The 21,452-nt window shown below is 72.1% G+C and carries 21 protein-coding genes; 15 read left to right on the top strand and 6 right to left on the bottom strand.

The features are described 5' to 3' along the window. Positions 1–50 precede the first annotated feature (50 nt). Entirely contained in the window at positions 51–890 is an 840-nt protein-coding gene (locus LN042_RS09130) for a cupredoxin domain-containing protein (protein WP_230050265.1), read from the top strand. A gap of 157 nt (positions 891–1,047) precedes the next feature. Here LN042_RS09130 and LN042_RS09125 read toward each other — a convergent pair whose 3' ends face one another. Together LN042_RS09125 and LN042_RS09120 are read right to left on the bottom strand one after the other, a co-directional pair. Beyond that, the gene (locus LN042_RS09125) at positions 1,048–2,259 is read right to left on the bottom strand and encodes a serine hydrolase domain-containing protein (RefSeq protein ID WP_230050263.1); all 1,212 of its coding nucleotides are present in this window, start codon (positions 2,257–2,259) and stop codon (positions 1,048–1,050) included. A 307-nt stretch (positions 2,260–2,566) separates the two neighbouring features. Further along, positions 2,567–3,040 carry an ATP-binding protein gene (locus LN042_RS09120; protein WP_230050261.1) on the bottom strand — a complete coding sequence of 158 codons (474 nt, stop codon included), beginning with the start codon at positions 3,038–3,040 and terminating at the stop codon, positions 2,567–2,569. Positions 3,041–3,300: 260 nt separating this feature from the next. Between LN042_RS09120 and LN042_RS09115 the strand changes: the two genes are divergently transcribed. The 8 genes from LN042_RS09115 (at position 3,301) to LN042_RS09080 (ending at position 9,108) form a co-directional block, all read left to right on the top strand. After that, positions 3,301–4,152: a helix-turn-helix domain-containing protein gene (locus LN042_RS09115; protein WP_230050260.1), complete on the top strand. Its 852-nt coding sequence runs from the start codon at positions 3,301–3,303 to the stop codon at positions 4,150–4,152. Positions 4,153–4,161: 9 nt separating this feature from the next. Then, positions 4,162–4,353 (top strand): hypothetical protein, encoded by a 192-nt coding sequence (locus LN042_RS09110; RefSeq protein WP_230050259.1) that lies wholly within the window; start codon positions 4,162–4,164, stop codon positions 4,351–4,353. Between the two features lie 64 nt (positions 4,354–4,417). Then, positions 4,418–4,609: a hypothetical protein gene (locus LN042_RS09105; protein ID WP_230050257.1), complete on the top strand. Its 192-nt coding sequence runs from the start codon at positions 4,418–4,420 to the stop codon at positions 4,607–4,609. Positions 4,610–4,673: 64 nt separating this feature from the next. Then, positions 4,674–4,865: a hypothetical protein gene (locus tag LN042_RS09100; RefSeq protein WP_230050255.1), complete on the top strand. Its 192-nt coding sequence runs from the start codon at positions 4,674–4,676 to the stop codon at positions 4,863–4,865. A 63-nt stretch (positions 4,866–4,928) separates the two neighbouring features. Continuing rightward, entirely contained in the window at positions 4,929–5,120 is a 192-nt protein-coding gene (locus tag LN042_RS09095) for a hypothetical protein (RefSeq protein WP_230050253.1), read from the top strand. A gap of 75 nt (positions 5,121–5,195) precedes the next feature. Next, positions 5,196–6,140: an RNA polymerase sigma factor SigJ gene (sigJ, locus tag LN042_RS09090; RefSeq protein ID WP_230050251.1), complete on the top strand. Its 945-nt coding sequence runs from the start codon at positions 5,196–5,198 to the stop codon at positions 6,138–6,140. 122 nt (positions 6,141–6,262) lie between these two features. Continuing rightward, positions 6,263–7,459 (top strand): NAD(P)/FAD-dependent oxidoreductase, encoded by a 1,197-nt coding sequence (locus LN042_RS09085; protein WP_230050249.1) that lies wholly within the window; start codon positions 6,263–6,265, stop codon positions 7,457–7,459. Positions 7,460–7,752: 293 nt separating this feature from the next. Beyond that, positions 7,753–9,108, top strand: a complete 1,356-nt coding sequence (locus LN042_RS09080; protein ID WP_230050247.1) for a hypothetical protein — start codon at positions 7,753–7,755, stop codon at positions 9,106–9,108. 8 nt (positions 9,109–9,116) lie between these two features. On the opposite strand, the gene LN042_RS09075 is transcribed toward LN042_RS09080, so the two are convergent. Beyond that, positions 9,117–9,965 (bottom strand): YhjD/YihY/BrkB family envelope integrity protein, encoded by an 849-nt coding sequence (locus LN042_RS09075; protein ID WP_230050245.1) that lies wholly within the window; start codon positions 9,963–9,965, stop codon positions 9,117–9,119. 9 nt (positions 9,966–9,974) lie between these two features. Continuing rightward, on the bottom strand, positions 9,975–11,504 hold the full coding sequence (locus tag LN042_RS09070; protein WP_372495699.1) for a chloride channel protein: 1,530 nt from the start codon (positions 11,502–11,504) through the stop codon (positions 9,975–9,977). A 191-nt stretch (positions 11,505–11,695) separates the two neighbouring features. Between LN042_RS09070 and LN042_RS09065 the strand changes: the two genes are divergently transcribed. From LN042_RS09065 to LN042_RS09050, 4 genes are all read left to right on the top strand, one after another. Further along, entirely contained in the window at positions 11,696–12,250 is a 555-nt protein-coding gene (locus LN042_RS09065) for a DUF2165 domain-containing protein (RefSeq protein WP_230050241.1), read from the top strand. 160 nt (positions 12,251–12,410) lie between these two features. Further along, positions 12,411–13,598, top strand: a complete 1,188-nt coding sequence (locus LN042_RS09060) for a CaiB/BaiF CoA transferase family protein (RefSeq protein WP_230050239.1) — start codon at positions 12,411–12,413, stop codon at positions 13,596–13,598. Between the two features lie 176 nt (positions 13,599–13,774). Then, complete coding sequence (locus tag LN042_RS09055; protein WP_230050237.1) at positions 13,775–16,117, top strand: ATP-binding protein; 2,343 nt, start codon at positions 13,775–13,777, stop codon at positions 16,115–16,117. Further along, positions 16,107–17,108, top strand: coding sequence for an alpha/beta hydrolase (locus LN042_RS09050; RefSeq protein WP_372495698.1), 1,002 nt, complete (start codon positions 16,107–16,109; stop codon positions 17,106–17,108). The genes LN042_RS09055 and LN042_RS09050 overlap by 11 nt, the downstream gene beginning before the upstream one ends. Positions 17,109–17,141: 33 nt before the next feature. Here LN042_RS09050 and LN042_RS09045 read toward each other — a convergent pair whose 3' ends face one another. Next, on the bottom strand, positions 17,142–17,723 hold the full coding sequence (locus tag LN042_RS09045) for a GNAT family N-acetyltransferase (RefSeq protein ID WP_230050233.1): 582 nt from the start codon (positions 17,721–17,723) through the stop codon (positions 17,142–17,144). An 89-nt stretch (positions 17,724–17,812) separates the two neighbouring features. Here LN042_RS09045 and LN042_RS09040 point away from each other — a divergent pair, with 89 nt between their 5' ends. After that, positions 17,813–18,424 carry a hypothetical protein gene (locus tag LN042_RS09040; protein WP_230050231.1) on the top strand — a complete coding sequence of 204 codons (612 nt, stop codon included), beginning with the start codon at positions 17,813–17,815 and terminating at the stop codon, positions 18,422–18,424. Between the two features lie 84 nt (positions 18,425–18,508). On the opposite strand, the gene LN042_RS09035 is transcribed toward LN042_RS09040, so the two are convergent. Next, positions 18,509–18,904, bottom strand: a complete 396-nt coding sequence (locus LN042_RS09035) for a peptidase inhibitor family I36 protein (protein ID WP_230050229.1) — start codon at positions 18,902–18,904, stop codon at positions 18,509–18,511. Positions 18,905–19,328: 424 nt separating this feature from the next. Here LN042_RS09035 and LN042_RS09030 point away from each other — a divergent pair, with 424 nt between their 5' ends. Then, on the top strand, positions 19,329–21,434 hold the full coding sequence (locus LN042_RS09030) for a P-loop NTPase family protein (protein ID WP_230050227.1): 2,106 nt from the start codon (positions 19,329–19,331) through the stop codon (positions 21,432–21,434). Positions 21,435–21,452 lie beyond the last annotated feature (18 nt).

The raw sequence follows: 21,452 nt of genomic DNA, 5'->3' as shown, positions 1-21,452 counted from the left end.
TGCCTCCCAGCCGCAGCTGTGGCCGGTGCCCTGCCCGGCCGCATCGTCCCGTGCCTCAGGATCAGTTGACGCCACCATTCACCGACGGAGTGGAAATGATGCGTGCGAGGACGTTGGTCGCCGTCTGTGCAGGAGCTTTGCTGGCCGCGACGTCGGTGCTCTCCAGCGCCACGGCTGAGGCCGCCGACAAGCCCGGCGACGGGCAGCTCCGCGGCACTGCGGGAGCGGTGCACGACCAAGGCCGGGTGAACCTCTACGCGCCGGCTTCGAACCAGATCGTCGAGCTGAAGACCGGTTTCGTGGTCCCGCCGAAGCCGTCCGAGGTCGGCACCACGTTTCTCTGGCCCGGACTCGAACCCGTGAGTGACGGAGTGAACTTCGAGCCGATCGGTACGGGGGTGCTACAGCCGGTCCTGACCTGGGGGCCAAGCTGCGCGCCTGCGGCGGGTAAGCCTGCTGACAGTGACGCGTACTCCTCGTGGTGGATATCCGGTCAGTACGTCAACACGCTGGGGAGCGATCCCGGGTACGAGGGCTGTTTCTCCGGTCCGGCAATGCTGGTGAAACCCGGCGACAGGCTGGAGGTCGACATGAAACTGGACTCGGCCAGTGGCCAGTGGGTCCAGACCGTCGCCGACGGGGCGAAGCGCGCCTCCTTCAGTTTCGGTCTCCAGGGCCAGGCGCAGAACCGTGTGATGTTCTACATAGAGAACTACGACGGCGCACCGTTCGCCGGGCCGCTCTCCTTCTCCCACACGACGGTCACCTTCGCGAAGGCGGACGGCGGCAGCACGTGCGGTAGTTGGGCTGCGGTGCCCGGCGTGTCCGGCGTGCGGTCAGTCGCCGATGGACGCAAATGCGTCATCAAGACCGCGACCGTGGCACTCTGAGCCAACGCCACGGCCGAGGGCCGCGCATCGCCACTGCATCGAAGCCTCCAGGACCGCTGACAGGACTACGCGCTGTGCGCACGACGCCACCGCTTTCGCCGCCGGGCGCCCGGGGGCGCTCAGCGGCGGGCGGCGTCGTGACAGGTCGTTGACGAGCTCAGCCGAAGCTCAGCGGGTGATCGGGGGCGAGCGCGGCTGAGATCTCCTCCGCGACCGTCTGGGCGGGGTTGACCTCGGTGGTGTGCGGGCCCTCCGTGGTGGAGACCGCGATGGCCAGGTGCTCCTCCGGCAGGTACGCCTGGACGGCGGCGTAGCCGGAGAACGACGGGTTCTGCGCCACCCAGTGGTTCAGTACCAGCACGCCCGTCCCGTAGTGGGTCTCCTCGGTCTGGGGCAGGCAGACGCTTGCGGGGCAGTCCGGGGTGGGCGTGCCGAGCCCCACCGTCCCCGGGTCGAGCAGCTCCCGGTAGCCGTGGTGGGAGAGCAGTTCGCCGGAGCCGATCGCCTCCGCCGAGCGCGCCAGGTCGCAGATCTGGGTGGTGATCACGGCACCGGGCGCGGTGGTCCAGGACGGGTTCCAGAAGGTGGACTCCTCGTAGGTGCCGCGCTCCGAGGTGAAGGCGTGCAGCACCGGGGAGGGGATCTGCGGGGTGTAGCTGTTGCGGGTGCCGTGCAGCCCGAGCGGGCCCATCACGCGCTCCTTCAGCAACTGGTCGAGCGGCGTGTCGGTGATCCGTTCCAGCGCGGCGCCGAGCAACTGGAAGTTGGCGTGCGAGTAGCTCCAGTTGGTGCCGGGCCGGTACAGCAGCGGGTGGCTGGTGGAGATGCCGACCACCTCCTCCGGCGTCCAGTGCTTGAACGGGTGGGCCTCCAGCTCGGCCACGAAGTCGGGGTCGGTGACGTAGTCCCGCAGGCCCGAGGTGGAACTGCCGAGCATCCGCAGGGTGATCCGGTGGGCGTGCGGCACCTCCGGCAGCCAGTGGTCGATCGTGTCGTCCAGGCTGATCCGGTGCTCATCGGCCAGCTGGAGCAGGACGGTGCCCATGTAGGCGATGGCGACCGAGCCGGCCCGGAAGTGCATGTCCGGCTCGGCGGGGACGCTGGTCATGGACTCGCCGAGCGCGGCGGTGACAACTTCCCGGCCGTCCTTGGTGACACGGAGGATCACGGAGTTCAGGTCCTGGTCGTGCTTCACCCTTTCTGCGATGTCGAGTACCTGCCGACCGGGCCCGTGAGCGGGGTGGGGCGAGCTGACGCATCGGTGTGCGTCGCGGAGGTCGGCGACCGTGGCGGCGGTGGCCGCCGAGGTCTGGAGGGCGGGGGCGATCAGCGAGGTGGCGCAGAGCAGAGCAATGCGGGTTCGTGTCATATCGCACTATGGGCGGACCGGAACGTCGGTACGGTGCTCGACACCCCGCCCGGTCGTCCGGACGGCCGGACCGAATCGCCCGGACGACGAGCGCGCCCGCGGTCACGACCGAGGGGGCGCCGGGCCGTCGACCGGCGAGCTCACGGGCGGCCTCGGCGACCTGCCCATGGCATCGTGATCACGTGATCAACGGCATCGTGGTCAACGGAACCGTGGTCAACCCCTGCCAGGCATGGCCCCGGACACCCGGAGCGGACGCTCCGGCAGGGGAGCGGGGCGGGGTCGGTGGTGGAGGTGGTGGGCGGCGTCAGGGGGTGGCGAGGCGGATGCCGGCGATGACGGACTTGCCGCGGGTGGGGCGGGACTTGACGCCCCAGGCGTCGCTGAGCGACTCGACGAGGAGCAGGCCGCGCCCGGTCTCGGTGTCCGGGGCGGGGCGCTTGAGGACGGGCCTGGTGGGGGAGGGGTCGGAGACGGCGAGCCAGTAGTGGCCGTCGGCGATCCAGAAGGAGAGTTCGATCAGTTCGTCCTCGTCGGGGTCGGCGCCGTGGCGGACGGCGTTGGTGACGAGTTCGGTGGCGAGCAGGCGCAGCTCGTAGGCGAGTTGCGCGGGGCAGTGGTCGGGGAGCGCGTCCGAGAGCGCACGCCGGGCGCGCGGGACGGACGCGGGCTCGGCCGGGAAGCGCCAGTGCCGGGGCAGGGCGGGGAGGAGGTGGGCGGCGGGGGAGGGGGTGGAGGTGGCGGAGGTGGCGGTGAGCGTGGTGAGCTGGGTTCCGGGCATGGCTGACTCCAAGTCAGGGCGCGGGGGTGATTGTGCTGTTGATTGCGGCGGCCTGCCGGTGGCCTGCCTCCCTGGGCGCGGGCATACCGGTCCCAGGGAAGGCGGGCATGCTCGCGCGGTGCACTTCCGGGGGTAGCCGTATGTGACTCCTGCAACACTCAAGGTAGAGCATCGGGGAAACATGTTCCACGGGATCTGCTGAGATGGACCAGCGATCCGGAATCGGGGCACACTGGGCGTCATGCGCGGAGAGGGGACACATGCCACCCAGGAGTAACCCGACGGCCCGTCAGCAACGCCTCGGCGTCGAGCTTCGCAAGCTGCGTGAGGCTGCCGGGATGTCCACGGAGCAGGCGGCCGCCGTGCTGGCCACGAATCGGACCGTGATCACGAACACCGAGGCGGGACGTCACGGGATCAGTCCCGAGCGGGTGCGACGGTTGGCGTGCAACTACGACTGCACGGACTCGGCGTTGGTCGAGGCGCTTGTGCGGATGGCCGGCGAGCGCACGGTCGGGTGGTGGGAGGAGTACCGGGGGATCCTGCCGCCAACTTTTCTGGACATCGCGGAACTTGAATGGTTCGCGAAGGGGCTCCGGATGAGCACTATGACTCATATCCCCGGGCCCTTTCAGACAGAGGCGTACGCACGCGCCCTGTTCGCGGCGGCGATTCCAGAGCTTCCATCAGATGAGTTCGATGCTCGGGTGGCGCACCGCGTTCAACGTCGACAGGTGCTCGATCGGGCCGACCCGCCGTCGTATGCGGCCATAATTCATGAGGCGGCACTGCGCATCGAGGTTGGAGGCCGGAAGGCTCTGAGGCAACAGTTGCAGAGCATCCTGGAGATGGCAGAGCGGGATGGTGTCACAGTGCAGGTCATCCCGTTCTCAGCCGGAGCCTTCCCTGGCTCCGGGCAGACCATTCTCTATGCCGCGGCCGATGTGCCGAGCCTGGACGTCGTACAGCTGGATCGCACGATGGTTGCCGAGTTCCTGCACGTGGACGCGCAACTGCGAAAGTTTGCGCTCCAGTTGGATCAGATGCAGCGGGTTGCTTTGTCGACTGAAGAGAGCCGTAGCCTGATCCACAGCATCGCACGCGAGCTATAGGAGACACCAATGGCTGACATCACTTGGGAACCCCCGTTCTGCCAGGACTCTGGCAACTGCTTCCGCCTCGGCACCGATGCCGATGGCAATGCCTACATCGCCGTCAACGGCCAGGAGCAGCACGCCATCTCGGACTCCCTGGCCGCCCTGCGGACCCTGATCCTGGACATCAAGGCGGGCAAGGCGGACCATCTGCTGTAGGCCCCAGCAGCCGGGGCTGTCGTGCTCGTGCAGTCCCGGCTCGTCCCAACGGGAGGCGCACCGAATGCCCGACATCGCTTGGGAAGACCCTTCCTGTGCCGAGGGCAACAACTGCTTCCGCCTCGGCACTGACCCCGATGGCAATGCCTACATCGCCGTCAACGGCCAGGAGCAGCACGCCATCTCGGACTCCCTCGCCGCCCTGCGCACCCTGATCCTGGACATCAAGGCGGGCAAGGCGGACCATCTGCTGTAGGCCCCAGCAGCCGGGGCTGCCGCAACGTGCAGTCCCGGCACGTCCCAACGGGAGGCACACCGAAATGCCCGACATCACTTGGGAAGCCCCTTTCTGTGCCGAGGGCAACTCCTGCTTCCGCCTCGGCACCGATGCCGACGGCAACGCCTACATCGCCGTCAACGGCCAGGAGCAGCATGCCATCTCGGACTCCCTCGCCGCCCTGCGCACCCTGATCCTGGACATCAAGACGGGCAAGGCGGACCATCTGCTGTAGGCCCCAGCAGCCAAGGCTGCCGCGCTCGTGCAGTCCCGGCAAGTCCCGACGGAGGCGCGCCACATGCCGGACATCACTTGGGAAGATTCGTTCTGCGGCGAGGGTAACTCCTGCTTCCGCCTCGGCACCGATGCCGACGGCAACGCCTACATCGCCGTCAACGGCCAGGAGCAGCACGCCATCACCGACTCCCTCGCCGCCCTGCGTACCCTGATCCTGGACATCAAGGCCGGCAAGGCGGACCACCTGCTCTGACGCCACCGCCGCCCGAGCAACCCCGCCAGTGGCCGATGGCACCGACGGGCACCCGCCTCCTCTACGATCGGGGCCATGGCGCTGAACATGGTCGACGTGGAGCGGTTCGAGGCCTTCAGGCCCCGCCTGGAGGCCATCGCCTACCGTCTCCTCGGGTCCGCGAGCGAGGCGGAGGACGCCGCGCAGGAGACCTTCCTGCGCTGGCAGGCCGCTGACGTCCAGCACATCGAGGTCCCCGAGGCGTGGCTGACCAAGGTCGTCACCAACGTGTGCCTCAACCAGCTCACCTCGGCCCGCGCCCGACGCGAGACCTATGTGGGCCAGTGGCTGCCCGAGCCGCTGCTCGCCGGGGACCCGATGCTCGGCCCGACCGACACCGTCGAGCAGCGCGAGTCGGTCTCGTACGCCGTCCTCACGCTCATGGAGCGCCTCTCGCCCAACGAGCGGGCCGTGTACGTGCTCCGGGAGGCGTTCGACTACCCGCACCGGGAGATCGCCGAGATCCTCGACATCACCGAGGCCGCCAGCCAGCAGCTCTTCCACCGCGCCAAGAAGCACGTCGCGGACGGCAAGGTCCGCACCGAGATCGACACGGCCGCCGCCCGGCGGGTGGTCGAGGAGTTCCTGGCGGCTGCCACCAGCGGCCGGACCGAGCCGCTCGTGCGGCTGCTCACGGCGGACGTCGTCGCGATCGGTGACGGCGGCGGGAAGATCCCGGCCCGTGCCAAGGCGGTCGAGGGCGCTCTCGCCGTCGCCAAGTTCATGCGGGGCCTCTTCACGCCCGGCCCGGCCAAGGCCGCCATGCTCGGCGGCTCCGTCGAGGTCCATGTCACGGCAGTCAACCGCGAGCCCGTGGTCGTGGCGGTCGTCGAGGGCCGGGTCGTCGGCGTCATGTTCCTGGAGATCACCGCCGAGGGCATCGCCGCGTTCCGCAACCAGGTCAATCCCGACAAGCTCCACCGCGCGACTCAGCAGTGGGCGGCCTCCGATCACGGGGAGCCCCTGCTCATCGCCTTCTGAGCCTTCTGAGTCTTCTGCGCCGGCTGTGAGCTGCTTCACACCACTCTCCTGTCAGGAATCGGCGGGCTGCCCGGTTCAAGGGGCGAACCCGCGAGAGACACGCGAGAGACAGGAGCAGGGAAATGCAGCACCGCGTCATCGTCCTCGGAGCCGGATACGCCGGAGCGATCGCCGCCGGGCGCCTCGCCAAGCGGCTGTACCGCGCGGACGTGGCCATCACCCTCGTCAACGCCGAGCCCGACTTCGTCGAGCGCGTCCGGATGCACCAGCTGGCGGTCGGCCAGGACCTCAAGGCCCGGCCGTTCAGCGAGGTGTTCGCGGGCACCGGTGTCGAACTCAGGCTCGCGAACGTCACCGGCGTCGATGTCGACCGCAGGACGGTCGCCGTCGTCGACGTGCACGGCACCGGGGAGTTGGAGTACGACACCCTCGTGTACGCCCTCGGCAGCGGCTGGAACAGCCAGGGCGTCCCCGGCACCGCCGAGCACGCCCACGAGATCGCCGGTCGCCCCGGGGCGCTCCGGTTGCGCGAGCGCCTGGCCCGCCTTGACGCCGGACAGCCCGTGGTCGTCGTGGGCGGTGGCCTCACCGGCGTGGAGGCCGCGACCGAGATCGCCGAGGCCCGTCCGGACCTCGACGTCGCCCTCGCCGCCCGTGGCGGCCTCGGCGACTGGCTCGGTCCCAAGGGCCGGCGGCACCTGCGCAAGGTCTTCGACGGGCTCGGCATCACCGTGCACGAGCACACCGCCGTCACCGGCGTCGAAGCGGACCGCGTCACCACCGCCGACGGCGCGGCCCTGCCCGCCGCGGTCACCGTGTGGGCCACCGGCTTCGCGGTCCACCCGATCGCGAGCGCCACCGCTCTCGACGTCACGGACACCGGCCAGATCGTCGTCGACGCGACCATGCGCTCGGTCTCCCACCCGGACGTGTACGCCGTCGGCGACGCGGCCATGGTGACCGGCCCCGCCGACAAGCCGCTGCGGATGTCGTGCGCCTCGGGCATCCCCACCGCCTGGCAGGCCGCCGACGCCATCGCGGCACGCCTGACCGGCGTGAAGCCCCCGAAGGTGCCGATCCGCTACTTCAACCAGTGCATCTCGCTGGGCCGCAAGGAAGGCGTGATCCAGTACGTCACCGCCGACGACCGCGCCGTCCGGGCGGCCCTGACCGGGCGGATGGCCGCCGTCTACAAGGAGCTGGTCTGCAAGGGCGCGGCCTGGAGCATCGCCAACCCGACGCTCGGGATGCCGACCCGCCGCCGCCGCGTCGTGCAGGGGCGGGCCCAGGCGGGCTCGACCGCCGAGGTGATGGCCTGACCCACACCCCGCTCCGCCGTCGGCCGGCGCACGGCGTCGGGCGGATCTTAGGCAACAACGGAGACGACTGGGGCCGGCAACCGCCGGGTGCCGACGTCCCTGCGGCTCCCCGGGAGCCACTGACGCGGCCACCCGGCCTGCGGGCCGGCAGGATCCCTGCCGGCCCGACCGGCCTTCGGGCATGCCCGAGGGCAGCAGCCCCGCCCCCGCGCTGCCCCAACGTCCATCCCCGTCCGCCCCGCCCCGCCCGTAGGCTGCCGATCGTCACCGCGACGAGAGGCAGCCCACTCGCCATGTACGCTCGTGAGCCGCGCAAGCAGGCCGGCGCCCCCGAGCCACGCACCGCCGCCACCACCCCCGCGCCCGCGATCCGCCCGGGCGCGCCGCGCGACCTCCTGGCGCTGCAACGCAGCGCCGGCAACGCCGCCGTGGTGCAGCTGATGAAGGCCACCGGCGCCCCCGCCACCTCCGTTCCCGTGGCCCGGGTGATGGACGAGGAGAAGTTCAAGGAGCAGACCAGCGGCTCCGGGCTGCGGTCGCGCTCGGCGATCACCGCGGTCGACAAGGCACTGCGCGCGTTCCACGCCCTGCGGGACCCGTCGCCCGAGGAACAGATCGCCGCCCTGGGCGGCATCGTGGACGCCTGCCTGGTCTACCTGGCGCGCAAGCCGAACGGGCCTCGCAGCGACGGGGTCGAGCGGCTGCGCCAGGAGGCGAACGTGGAGCGCGGCACCTTGGTGCTGGGTCCGAAGGCCCCGATCCTGTCGGAGGGCGAGCAGCGCTTCCGCGACGTACTCGCGCAGATCGACGCCGGCCTGGAGCTGGTCCGGCAACACGAGTTCGCCGCGGAGGCGTTCAACCTGCGCAATCTGCCCCAGGACGCACAGCGGGAGTCGCAGGGGCTCGACCCGGCGCAGTTCCACCAGATGATGCTCCACTACATCGGCGAACTCGGCGGCCTGCTCGACGACGACGACCTCCCCGACGAGACCCGCACGGTGATCCAGGAGGTGGTCGGAGTGGCCGACAGGGTGACCACCATGCGGTACCCGGCCGGGACGATCGGGACGTCCGTGAATCACCCGGCACCGGACGACCTGGCCGACACGGAGTACACCTTCAACGTCGACACCCAGGCCCGGGGCGGTACGCCGTTCATGCTCGGGCACATCGCCCACGAGCTGACGCACGTGGCCGCCCACCAGGCATTCAACAGCAGCTCGGTCATGGCCCTCGCGCCCATCGACACCCCCGGGGACGAGATCGCACAGCTCGCCCGGGAGCGCGCGCAGACCATGGACGCGCTGCTGGCGCTGCTCCGGGCGGACGACACCTTCCACCCCGACCAGCGCACCCTGCTGGAGGAGAAGCTCAACTACGGCAAGGAGGCGGGCAAGCTCGCCCGCTACGCCGCCACCTTCCGCGCACGCGGCAGGATCAGCGAGGACGAGGAGACCCGGCTGCGGGAGTGGGACGCGGCAGCCGGCGTGAACTCCGGAACGCTCGTCGAGTACGACACCGTCCTCAACCAGATGCTCGTCTACCTGCACCTGTGGCGCATCGACCAGGCCGATGCCTTCTACGTCCGGCTGCGGGCGGCGGCCGCCGAGGCGACCGACCGCCGACTCGCCGCCCTGCAAGCGGCGTAGCGGGCTCCTCAACCCCGGTGGCGGAACCGTCTGAACGCCGCCGCGACCGACAGGCCCTGCTCCCGCCACACGATGCCCGTCACCGCACCCAGCACGATCACCACTCCGATGGCGATCAGCCAGGACATCAGGGAGAAGACCACCCCGATGGGGCCGTACTCCCTGGAGTCCGACGTGATCATGGCGGAGGCGACGAACGAGAACACCACCATCGCGCCCAGGTAGTACAGGCCGGTGGCGCAGGCGGACGGGAACAGGTCCCGCCACGGGATCCGGCCCGCCAGCAGGAGCCACATCGTGAGCCACCAGTAGGCCGTGACCACGACCAGGCCGGCGGCTGCGAGGAGCACCGGCCCGCCGACGTGGCGCACGGCCGGGGAGGCCCAGGCGGACAGTGCACCGGCCGCCACCAGGACGGCCAGCGCCATCAGTTGATGGGGCATGTCGCGCACTCCCCGGCCCGGGAGGTCGAAGATCCGCTGGTAGAGCTCCTGCAGCGCCGCCAGCGCGGCGATGCCGCCCACGACGAAGAAGACCGAGGCCGCCCCGCTGACGGCGTTGCTCGTGGCGGTCGAGGAGGCGAACAGGCCTCCGACGTCGGCGGCGGCCTGCCGGTCGAGACCGAGCCGCCGGGACAGTCCGCTCGCCGCCGACCGGCCGGCCAGCGCGTCCGCCACGAGCATGAACGGGAAGAAGCACAGCAGCAGCGTGGCGGCGAACAGCATGCCCCGGTTGATGAACCCGATGGCCTGCAGTCGTCTCCACAGCACCCCGGCCCACGAGTCGGCGAACCGCTCGCGGCCCGACCCGCTGAACCGGTGCACATGCCGCACGCCCCAGCGCTCTCGCAGCTTCATGTCACCGCGTCACGGCGCTCCGGGCCGACCGGGGTCGACCGGGGCGGGCCGGCCGTCGCCGCCCGGCCCGGGCCCGCCGCCTGCGCCCGGCCCCGGTTCGCCGACAGCCGGACCGGGCCCGCCGCCTGCGCCCGGCCCGGGCTCGCCGCCGGCCGGCGCGGGCCGGCCGTCGACGTGCGGAGCCAGCCGGAGCGTCAGCACGTAGCAGACGACCACCGCGATGATCACCAGCGGCATGACGGTGAGTCCGTTGGAGCCGAGCAGCAGCGTCGCCAGGAGCACCGACGTCATCGGGAGCCGCAGCATCGCGACCGACAGGGCGCCGACGCCCATCGCGAACGCGGCCGTGATGGGCAACCCGGGCAGGTGGGAGAGCGCCATCCCGCCGGCCGCCCCCACGAACATCGCGGGGAAGATCGGGCCGCCCCGGAAGGCGCTCAGCGAGGCGGAGTACGCCAGGCCCTTGCAGGCGACGAGCAGGGTCAGTGCACCGGCCGAGTAGTCGGCGTGGTGCGCCAGCAGCGGACCCAGGGCGTTCTGGCCCGAGAAGAGCACATCGGACGCGCTCTTGCCGGTGCCTTCGGCGTAGGCGATGGCGAACCCGGCGACCGCCAGGCCCATCGCCACGGTCACCGGCATCCGGTGCCGCTCCACCCGTGCCTGCAGCAGGAGGGCCAGCCGGCGGATGCCGGCGCCGAGCAGGGCGGCCGCCACCGCGATGACGAGCGCCCAGCCGAACTCGGCGAAGTCCGGCCGATCCGCGTGCGGCACGCTCGGCAGCGCCAGGGAGTAGGTGCCCAGGCCCGTCCAGTCGTTGAGGCCGATGAAGATCAGCGAGCCGATGCCGGCGGCGAGCAGGCCGGGCGCCAGGGCGACGCCCAGCATCGCACCGCCCAGCCCGGAAGCCTCCATCAGCAGGAAGGCGCCGATCAGCGGCGACCCCAGCAGGGTGCTGACGGCCGCGAAGCTTCCGGCGCCGCCGACGACGGCCAGGGCCTGTGCGGGGGTGTTCGGCTGCACCAACTTGACGATCAGCACGGACAGCCCGCTGCTGAGCGCGATCAGCGGCGCCTCCGGGCCGAGGACCGCGCCGAGGGCCAGGGTGGCCAGCGCTGCGAGGAACACGCCCGGTAGCTCGATCGCCGCGGGCGAGCCGGACGTCTTCAGGCCCTCGGCCGGCCGGTGACCACCGATCCCTGGGAGGTACCGGATGGTCGCGGCGACCAGCAGGCCGGCCACGCCGAGCAGCGGCAGCGGCCACCAGGGTGGCGTGCCGTGGAAGCCCAGCCCCTTGGGCAGATCGGTGTAGGTGAGCGACTGGAGCTTGGACACCAGGGCCAGGAAGCCGTAGGCCCCGGCGGAGATCGGCACCCCGAGGACGGCTGCCAGGACCAGCAGCTTCAGGTAGCCGGCGGTCCGGACCGTGGCGAAGGGGTCGGGAGCCGCCACCCCGGGCGCAGGGGCAGCGCCGTCGGCCGCCAAGCGAATCGCCTCCTCGTCACCGGTCCGAGCGGAGGACGCGACGGTGCCCGCGCCCATGACGTGCCATCACCAAAGCATCCCCGGCCATCGGGCGGGCCGACGGCGACGGCCCAGCGATGCGGGGAAGCATCATGCGAACGGCCCACCCGCGCCGCCGGGGTGACCACCGGGAGCGGAGGCTGCCGGGGCCCGATCGGCAGTTCCGGCGTTCCGTCACCATGCGCCGTACGAGTGACTACCCTGGGTGCATGCCAGCCCCCGCAGCAGCGACCCCCACCCGTCCCAGCCGGCTCCTCGCCCTCGGCACCCTCCCGGTCGCGGCCGCCGTGCTGACCGCGACGGTCGCGCTCTACCTGCTCCTCGTCGTCTTCGGGAACATCACCGACTTCGGGACCAACCAGCAGTTCGTCCACCACGTCCTCGCGATGGACACCACCTTCCGCGACCGGCACCTGATGTGGCGGGCCATCACCTCGCCAGCGCTCCAGGACACCGCCTATGTCGCGATCATCGTCTGGGAGGCGGCCACCGCCCTCGTCCTCACCGTCGCCACGGTCCACTGGATCCCGGCCCTGCGCCGCCGGGGCGGCTATGCGAGGGCACGGCGAGCGGCCACCCTGGGGCTGGTGATGATGCTGCTGCTCTTCGGGGCCGGGTTCATCGCGATCGGCGGCGAGTGGTTCGCGATGTGGCAGTCCAAGGCGTGGAACGGCCTGGACGCGGCGGGCCGCAACATCACCCTGGCGGGGATCGCCCTCCTCGTCGTCCAACTCCCCTCCCGCCACTGGGACGACGCCGGCTGACCCTGCCCGCTCGTGGGGCCGAGCCGAGTGAACCCGCTCGCCCCTGGGTAGGCCTCCGCACGATCCACGACCACGATCCACGCCCACGACCCACGATCTCGACCACGGCCACGACCCACGATCTCGACCACGACCACGACCACGACGGAGGGAGACGGGGTTGTCGCTGCCACTGGCGGGTGTCACGGTGATCGCGGTGGAGCAGGCGGTGGCCGCGCCGCTGGCGACCAGGCACCTGGCCGACCTGGGGGCCGCGGTGGTGAAGGTCGAGCGGCCCGACGGCGGTGACTTCGCCCGTGGCTACGACCGCAGTGTGCACGGGATGGCCAGCCACTTCGTCTGGCTCAACCGCGGCAAGGAATCGCTCACCCTCGACCTCAAGTCCCCGGACGGCCGCGCCGTGCTGGCCGACCTGGTGGCGACCGCCGACGTCTTCGTGCAGAACCTCGCGCCCGGCGCCGCCGCGCGCCTGGGCTTCGGTTCCGGCGAACTGCGCGCCCGGCACCCCCGGTTGACCACCGTCGACCTGTCCGGCTACGGCTCCGGCGGCCCGTACCGGGACAAGCGCGCCTACGACATGCTGATCCAGGCGGAGTCGGGCCTCGCCTCGGTGACCGGGCCGCCGGAGCGGCCGGCCAAGACCGGCGTGCCGAGCTCGGACATCGCCGCCGGGATGTACGCGCTGACGGCGACGCTGGGCGCGCTGGTCGGCCGCGCGTCCACCGGGCAGGGCAGCGCGATCGAGGTCTCGATGTTCGAGGCGACCGCCGAGTGGCTGGGCCACCAACTGCACCACACCCAGGGCACCGGCCGCTCACCGGGCCGCGCGGGCCTCTCGCACCCGGCCATCGCCCCCTACGACGCCTATCCGACCGCCGACGGCCGGGAGGTGCTGATCGGCATCCAGAACGACCGCGAGTGGGCCCGTTTCGCCGCCGGCTTCCTGGAGCGCGCGGACCTCGCCGACGATCCCGAGTGGTCGACCAACGTGGCCCGGGTGCGCCGCCGTCGACTGGTCGACGCCCTGGTGGGCGGGCGGACCGCGACGATGACGGCGGACGAGGTGGTCGAACGCCTCGACCCGCTCGCCATCGCCTCCGCCCGCCTGAACGAGGTCGGCGACCTCCTGCACCATCCGCAGCTTGCCGCCCGCTCCCGCTGGCGCACCGTCGCCACCCCCGTGGGCGACGTGCGCGCTCTGCTCCCGCCGTTCACCTTCGCCGGTGTGGAACTCCCGATGGGCCCGGTGCCGGCCCTGGGCGAGCACACCGACTCGGTGCTGCGCAGGCTGGGGTACTCCAAGGAGCGGGTGGCCGAACTGCGTGCGGTCGGGGCACTCGGGGACTAGCGGCCCCTGCGGGCCACGAACCGCTTCAACATGACTCCTTCCCTTTCCCTCCAGGCGAGTCGGATGGATCCAGGATGTCCGACCGCATTCCGTGCGGTCACGTACTCCACACACATCCACACGCGCCATAGACTCCAGGCGAACCAACAGGCAGCGGCGTGGAGGTGACGGGGGAAGTGCCAGCGCCACAACGCGGCGGCGGGCCGGATCCGGCGAAGGCCGCGGATCTCGCCGAATTCATCAGTCTGCTGGGAGAGTTGCGGATCTGGGCAGGTCAGCCCTCCTACCGGGTGCTGGCCAGGCGGGTCGGGCCGCTGCTGCGCCCGCCGCGCACGGTGTCGTCTTCCACCGTCGTCGACGCCTTCAAAGTCGCCCGCCGGCGGCTGGACTTGGACCTGGTCGTGGGGATCGTCCGGGCGCTGGGGCTGGACGAGGACGAGGTGGACCGCTGGCGGAATGCGTGCATCCGGGTGCACGCCCAGGCCAAGTCCGGCGGCCCGACCGGGGTCCTGCGGCAACTCCCCACCGACCTCGCCACCTTCACGGGCCGCGACAAGGAGCTCGACGCGCTGCTCGCGGCGGTTGCGCGGCCCGGCGGGGCCGGCGGGGCGCCGACCGTGGTGATCTCGGCGATCGAGGGCATGGCCGGGGTCGGCAAGACCCAGCTGGCCCTCCACGCCGCCCACCGGCTGGTGCGGGACGGCCGGTACCAGGACCTGCAGCTGTACGTGAACCTGCGGGGTTTCGACCCGGAGTCGCCGCCCGTCGATCCGGCCGCGGTCCTGGAGACCTTCCTGCGGCACCTGGAGGTGTCGGCCCAGCAGATACCGGACGATCCGGACGAACGCGCGGCCATGTTCCGCGACCGGATCAACGGCAGCAGCGCGCTGATCATCCTGGACAACGCCGCCAACGAGCAGCAGGTGCGGCCCTTGATCCCGTCCTCCTCGTCCTGCCTGGTGCTGATCACCAGCCGGCGCAGCCTGATCGAGCTCGACGACGCGGTCGTGACCCAGCTGGACGTGTTCGCCCCCGGGGAAGCGGTCGCGCTGCTCACCCGGATCGTCGGCGAGGAGCGGGTGGCGGCCGAGCCGGAGGCGGCCGCGGCGATCGTCGAGACCTGCGGCCACCTGCCGTTGGCGGTCGCGCTGGCCGCGGGCCGGCTGCGTTCCCGGCCCTCCTGGAGCCTGGCCCACCTGCTGGGCCGGCTGCGCAAGCACGGCGTGGACGCGGTCAGCACGTCGGAGCGGTCACTCCAGGACGTCTTCGACCTGTCCTACGAGGGGCTGGCCCCCCGGACGCAGCGGCTGTTCCGGCTGCTGGCACTGCATCCGGGGCAGGACTTCACCCCGCCCGCGGCCGCCGCGCTGGCCGGACTGGGCGAGGCCGAGACCGAGTTGCTGCTGGAGCAGTTGCAGGACGAGCACCTGGTCCAGCAGCGCACTCCCGGCCGCTACGCCCTGCACGACCTGCTCCGCGCCTACGCCGCCGGCCGCGCCCGGCAGGACCCGGACGAGGAACGCGCCGCCACGGAACGGGTCCTGGGCTGGTACCTGGCGTCCGTCGACGCCGCCACCCGGCGGATCACCCCGGCGCGTTACGCGCTGCCGCTGCGGCTCGCCCCGATGACGGCCGCCCCTGCCGAGTTCGACGGCAGCGCCGAGGCGATGGCCTGGTGCGACCAGGAGTACGCGAACCTGCTGGCCGCCGCCGAGCGGGCCGCAGGGATGCCCGGGAGCGACCTCGCCTGGCAGTTGGCGACGTCGATGTCCATGTACCTGTTCCTGCGCTGCCATTGGCAGGAGAGCCTGCGGGTCAACGAACTGGGGTTGGAGGCAGCCGCCGCGACGCACCACCTGGCCGTCGAGGCGTGGGTGCGGGGCAATCTGGCGATGTCCCTGGCCGCGCTGGGCGAACCGGAGCTGGCGGCCCCGCAGTTGACCCGAGCCCTGGAGATGCGGCGCGAGCTCGGCGAGGTGGGCGGCGGGACGGAGGGCTTGGGCGACCTGTCCGGCCCCGTCGACGCACATGAGTTGGAGGCCGGCCTCGACGGGTCCCTCCGGGCCCTCGAGGCGGCAGTCCGTGCCGGTGACCGCAAGCGGGAAGGCGCGGCGTTGAACGGAGTCGCCATCTGCCTGTGGGAGTTGAAGCGACCGCTGGAGGCCCTCGACTACCTGCGGCGGAAGTTGGCGCTGCACCGCGAGGCCGGGGACCAGTTCGGGCTGGGGCCGGCGCTGCACAACATCGCTGAATTCCACGAGACCGTCCAGTTGTACGACGAGGCCCTGGAGGTCTTCCGGGAGGCGCTGGAGGTCGCCAGGGCCAGCGGCGACCCGCACGCCGAGGCCGGTGCGCTCTTCGGCATCGCCCGGTGCCTGTCCGCCACCGGGCAGTACGAGGCGGCCCGTCCGGACCTCGAAAGCGCCCTCGCCGCCTTCAAGCGACTGAACGCGCCGGAAGTCCAGCAGGCGCGTGAACTTCTCTCCCGGATAGCCGAATTGGTCGACCATGCGCAGTGAGGAAGTACCGGTGCGGCCTGACGGCACGGCTCAGGCGCCGCCCTTCGACCCGGAGTTGACCGCCGTACTGGCCGCCGTCGGCCGCCGGGAGCCGCTCACCCTGGCCGGCCTGGCGGCCCGGCAGGAGCGGGACGCCGCGGCCCGGCCCCGGCCGGCGATCGGCGAACTCCGGGACGGCGGCCGGTTCGAGGTGGCCGAGCTGCGTGCGCCGGCGGTGAACGGGCGCGAGGTCGGCCTGGTGGCCGCACGGCCCGCCGGGGTCACCGGGCCGCTGCCGCTGCTGTACTACCTGCACGGCGGCGGGATGGTCATGGGCAACGCGTGGTCCGTGCTGCCGCGACTGCTGCGCGATTGGGCGCTCCCCCTGCGACTCGCCGTCGTCTCCGTGGAGTACCCGCTGGCCCCGAAGGCGCAGTACCTCGAGCCGCTGGAGCACTGCTACGCCGGGCTGGTCTGGGCGGCCGGGCACGCGGCCGAACTCGGCCTGGACGCGGACCGCGTCGTCCTCGGCGGCAAGAGCGCCGGTGGGGGACTGGCTGCCGCACTGGCCCTACTGACCCGCGACCGGGGCGGGCCGGCGCCGATCGGCCAGCTGCTGCTGAGCCCCATGCTCGACGACCGCGGCGCCACCTTCTCCAGCCATCAGATGGCCGGCCACGACCCGTGGGACCGGGCCTCCAACGCCGTTGCCTGGCAGGCCCTGCTGGGTGACCGGTACGGCACCGCCGACCTGTCGCCCTACGCGGCCCCGGCGCGCGCCACCGAGCTGGCCGCGCTGCCCCCGGCCTACCTGGAGGTCGGCTCGGCCGAGACCTTCCGCGACGAGGTCGTGGCCTACGCCGACGCGATCTGGCGTGCCGGTGGCGACGCCGAACTGCACGTCTGGCCCGGCGCGTTCCACGGCTTCGACACCCTCGCCCCGCGGGCGGCCCTCAGCCGGGACGCCCGCGAGGCCCGCACCCGGTGGTTGCGGCGGGTCCTCGGGCGGTGAACCGTCACCAGGGCTTCCCGGGAGGCGGCTCGATCACCAGAGCTTGTCGATCTCCCCGGGATGCAACTCGACGCGGCTGTGCGGGAACGAGGCCCGGGCCTGCCGGCCGGCCGGGGAGAAGAAGTCGGCCATGGTGACCTTGTCGAACCCGGGCCGGTCGCTGGGGAAGGGCGCCCGCGCCGTTCCGCCGACCAGTACGGCGCCGGGCAGCAGCTGCCAGCCCGCGCTCTCGTAGAACGCCTGGAGCGGGCGGTCGCAGCTGAACAGCCCGAGGTCGAGGCCCTGGTCGGCCATCAACCGACGTGCTGACGCGACCAGTTGACGACCGTGCCCGCGACCCCGGGCGGACCGCCGGGTCACCACGGTGCTGAGCCCGCCCGCCAGGAGCCGCCGGTCGGCATGGACGATCTCCTTCGCCAGGATGTCCAGGGCGGCGAGCACCACGGATCCGTCCACCAGTAGCACCGAGCACGGCCGCAGCGCGGGGTCGTGGGTCAGCGCACCCGCGACCGGGCCCTCGCCGTCATCGGACGGCCAGGCCTCCTCCTGCAGGTCCAGCACCTGGGCACGCAACTGCCGGGGAGTGGCCTCCTCCGGGAACGACACGATCCGCATGCGCAAAGTCTGCCCGCCGGGGTGCGCGGGGCCCGTGGCCGGGTACCCACCGGCCCGTCTGTCGGTGGCGGCTGCCATGATCGGCGCCCATGGAGATCAACACCCTGCTCCGGCAGCTTGCCGAGGAGCACATCGAGTACTCGTCGGACCAGCCGGACGAGTTCCACTACGCCGGCGACCTGCGGGTCGCCTCGGCGCTGGTGTTCAGCAGCCCGGATCCGTCGGAGTACTCGGCCTGCGGTGACGTGCCGCCGGGCCTGCACCCCGTGCACCTGGGCGTGGTCCGGCGCCGTGACGAGGAGAGCGGCGAAGAAACGGCCTACGTCAGCATGGCGTTCATCCCGCTGGCCGAGCCGGAGGTGATCGCCGGGGCCGAGTTCGTCGACGCCATCGAGGACACGCAGCCGCTCGGCCCCGACTTCGGGTTCGTGTGGGACGCCGGCGCGATGAACGCGTTCCACTCGGACGACACCCGCTCCGACGGCTTCGCGGACGTCGACGCGCTGGTGGCCCACGTCGAGGCCGAGCTCGCCACGGCCGACCCGGCCGGCCGCCCCCGGGCCTGGGTGGACGTCGTGGTGGACCAGGAGACCGGCCTGAACGTCCTGGCCTTCCCGGTCAACGACGAGTTCGCGCTCTGCCTCGAAGCCCGCGACACCGATGGGAAGCTGCTGGGCCTGCTGTGCATCGGCACCATGTGACGGCCCGCCGGTCGGCGGCCTGAGTCCCTGCCCGAACCTGGTGCCCCTCCGGACGCTCCGGAGGGGCACCATGGGTGATGCGGCTCAGTTCAGGTGGAGGGAGGAGGCCGTGTCGTTGAACCAGTCCGGCACGTTGTTGCAGGTTCCGGGGTCGACCATGATCCAGTCGCCCTGCATGCCGCTGTCCGCGTAGAGCGTGGCGCGCACGCCGGTGTGGTTGCACACCGAGCTGGTGATGTCGTTGAAGCCGTAGTCACTCAGCCAGCCGATGTTCCCGTCGGTGAGCAGCACGCGGCCGGGGGACGGCTGGTTGAGGCCGGAGTTCTCATACAGGCAGACGAACCCGTCGGTGCAGGCAACGGAGCCCTGCCCCGTGACGATGCGCACGCGGTGCACGTCGGCCGTGGCCGTCTGGGTGGGCAGGACGGCCAGGCCGGCCAGCACGGCGGTGCCGAGGACGAACGAGATCCGACGCTTCAAGACTTGCTCCCTGTCATAGGTGCGGCTCCCCCGCTGCCCTGCATCCTGATGACATCCACCCGGCGCCCCCCGGAGGCACACGGCACCCGCGCGAACAGTCACCGGTCCGGGGGAGCGCCCCATCCGCCTTCCCGGGGTGGCGGCCGTCGATCGGTCGCAGGCGGAGCAGCGGGCGTCGGCGGGGCTGCTGCCGGGACGGACGCGGTGGTGCGAGGGATCGCCCGCCGCCGCCGAGCGCCGGGGCCGCCGACCGGGGTGGTGAAGTGGGCCGTACACGCCCGTCCGCCCTTCCCGGCGCGCCCCCGCATCAGGTGTCACTCTGGTACTGATCATGGTCAATCTCCGCGCGGAGAGCGGGACTTCGTGGCACCATGAGTGCTCGCCGTGCGGCGTGATCACCTTCGAGGGAAGGGGGAACGGCAGCGTGCCCGACACACCGAGACGCCTGCTGGGCGTCGAGGCCATCGAGGACCTGGTGCGCGACTGCTGGGTGCGCGCCAGGACACCGGCCCAGCAGGGCGACTTCCGGCGGCCGGACCGGGAACTGCCGGTGATCGCGCTGCTCGGCCGGCACGGCAGCGGCAAGACCTCGCTGCTGCGCCACCTGGCGCACCGCGCGTCCACCGCGCCGCAGGCGGGGCACGACTTCGCCGCCGGTGCGCTGCGCCCGCACGAGGTGGTGGCGCGGCTGGCGTTCCGGCTCTCGCTCACCCCCAAGGGGCCGCGCTTCCCGCGGCTGACGCACGGGCTGGTGGCCGTCGACCCGGATCTTCGGCTGGACGTGGCCAGCCCGGACCGGGCGCGCCGCGAGTTGGAGAAGCGGATGCGGGAGGCCCGGGCCCGCGGTGCCGGTCTGGTGGCCGACGCGCTCTCCGAAGGTGTCGGCCTGCTCAACGACTTGGGCGTGATCCCGGTGCCGGGAGCCGGCTTGATGGCCGCGCTGCTGCTGCGCGGACTGGGCCCGAGACTGCTGAACGCCTCGTCGCGGGCCGGCCTGGAATGGTACGGCGGTGACCGCGGCCAGCCCGCGCTGGACGCCCTGGTGGCCCTCAACGAACGCAGCAGGAGCGAACAGCCCGCCGACATGCACCGGGTGGACCGGCTGCTCTGCGAGGCGTTCCTGGCCGATCTGCGGGCCGCCTACCGCCGCCCCGGCGGCGCGGGCCGGGAGCGCAACTGCCTGGTGGTGCTGGACAACATCGACCGCGGTGGCGGCGCCCGGTTCCTGGCGCTGCTGCTGGAGGTGCGGGAGTCGCTGATCCAGCGCGAGGGCGGCGGCTGCGACCCGCTGCTGGCGGTGGCCACCTCCTCCACCGCGCGGGCCGTGCCGGGGCCGTTCGACCCGGGGCCGGCCGGGCTGCGGATAAGTGACGCCCACCGGGCGTCGTACGCCGACTGGCGGTCCGGCGTCCCGCAGTCCCCGGCGGACGCCTCCTGGTGGTGGTACGCCGTCCAGTTGCCCGACCTGACGGCGGGCCAGGTGTCCCGACTGGCAGCCGCGATCGACCCGCAGCTGCCGGAGGCCACCCCGCTGGTCCACCGGCTGACCTACGGCCACCCGTGGAGCGTGCTGCGGATGCAGCGGGCCGCCGCCCGCATGATCGACCAGCCGGACGCCGACGAGCGGCTGCGCGGCATCCTGGACTCCGGGCCGGTCGGTCCGGAGTCCACCGCGACCCGGTCGGCGGCCGGCGGCCGGCTGACCCTGCGCCAGGAGTCGCTGCGCTACCTGCTGCAGGACATGGAGGCGGAGCAACTGGCGGCGCTGGCCACCTGCGCCGCCTCCCGGGACATCGAGTCGGCGGTCAACTCGACGCTGCTGACCGGCTTTCCGGACCGGATCCGGGAGACCCTGCTGGAGGAGACGGCCGGGCGCCTGTGGCTGGTGCCGTCGCTGACCGAGGACGCCGGCACCCGGGGCGGCCGCGGCTGCGGCTACCTGCCGACCGACGGCCGCACCGCCCATCCGCAGCCGCTGCCCGAGGCCCTGGTGCTGCAGCCCTGGCTCTGGCTGCTGCTGCTACGGGAGTTGGCCGACCGCGGCCCGGACGGCCCGTATCCGGACTGGGACGCCGCACACCAGCGCCTCCACGACTGGCACGCCGGCCGCGAGGGCCACCAGCTGAGTGCCCTGTCCCACCAACTCTCGCTCGGGCAGGTGGAGTCGGTCGTCGCGCACCTGGAGGACGGCCTGAGCAGCCTGCCCACCGAGGCCTGGCTCTACGAGTTGTACGCGGTCACCGCGGCACCGATGCGCGATCCGGTGGACGCCTCGGTCTCCGCCTCGCACCGGGCGGACCGACTCGCCCGCCGGCTGGCCCCCGAGGCCTTCCGCCGGCACCGGGCGCTGGCCCTGCTGGTCACCGCGCTGTGGCTGGCCGTCGACCCGCGCAACCGACTGCCCAGCGCCCGGCCCGACCTCAACTTCACCATCAGCGCGTCCTTCCGGGACCTCGCCCTGCACACCCCCGACGCGAACGGTGCCGTGCTGCGTTCCGAGGCCGCCCGCTACGAGAGCCACCCGATCTGAGCCGCAGTCAGCAGTCAG

The organism is Kitasatospora humi, from assembly GCF_020907985.1.
Lineage (GTDB): Bacteria > Actinomycetota > Actinomycetes > Streptomycetales > Streptomycetaceae > Kitasatospora > Kitasatospora humi.
This window is presented reverse-complemented; position numbering and strand designations above follow the sequence as displayed.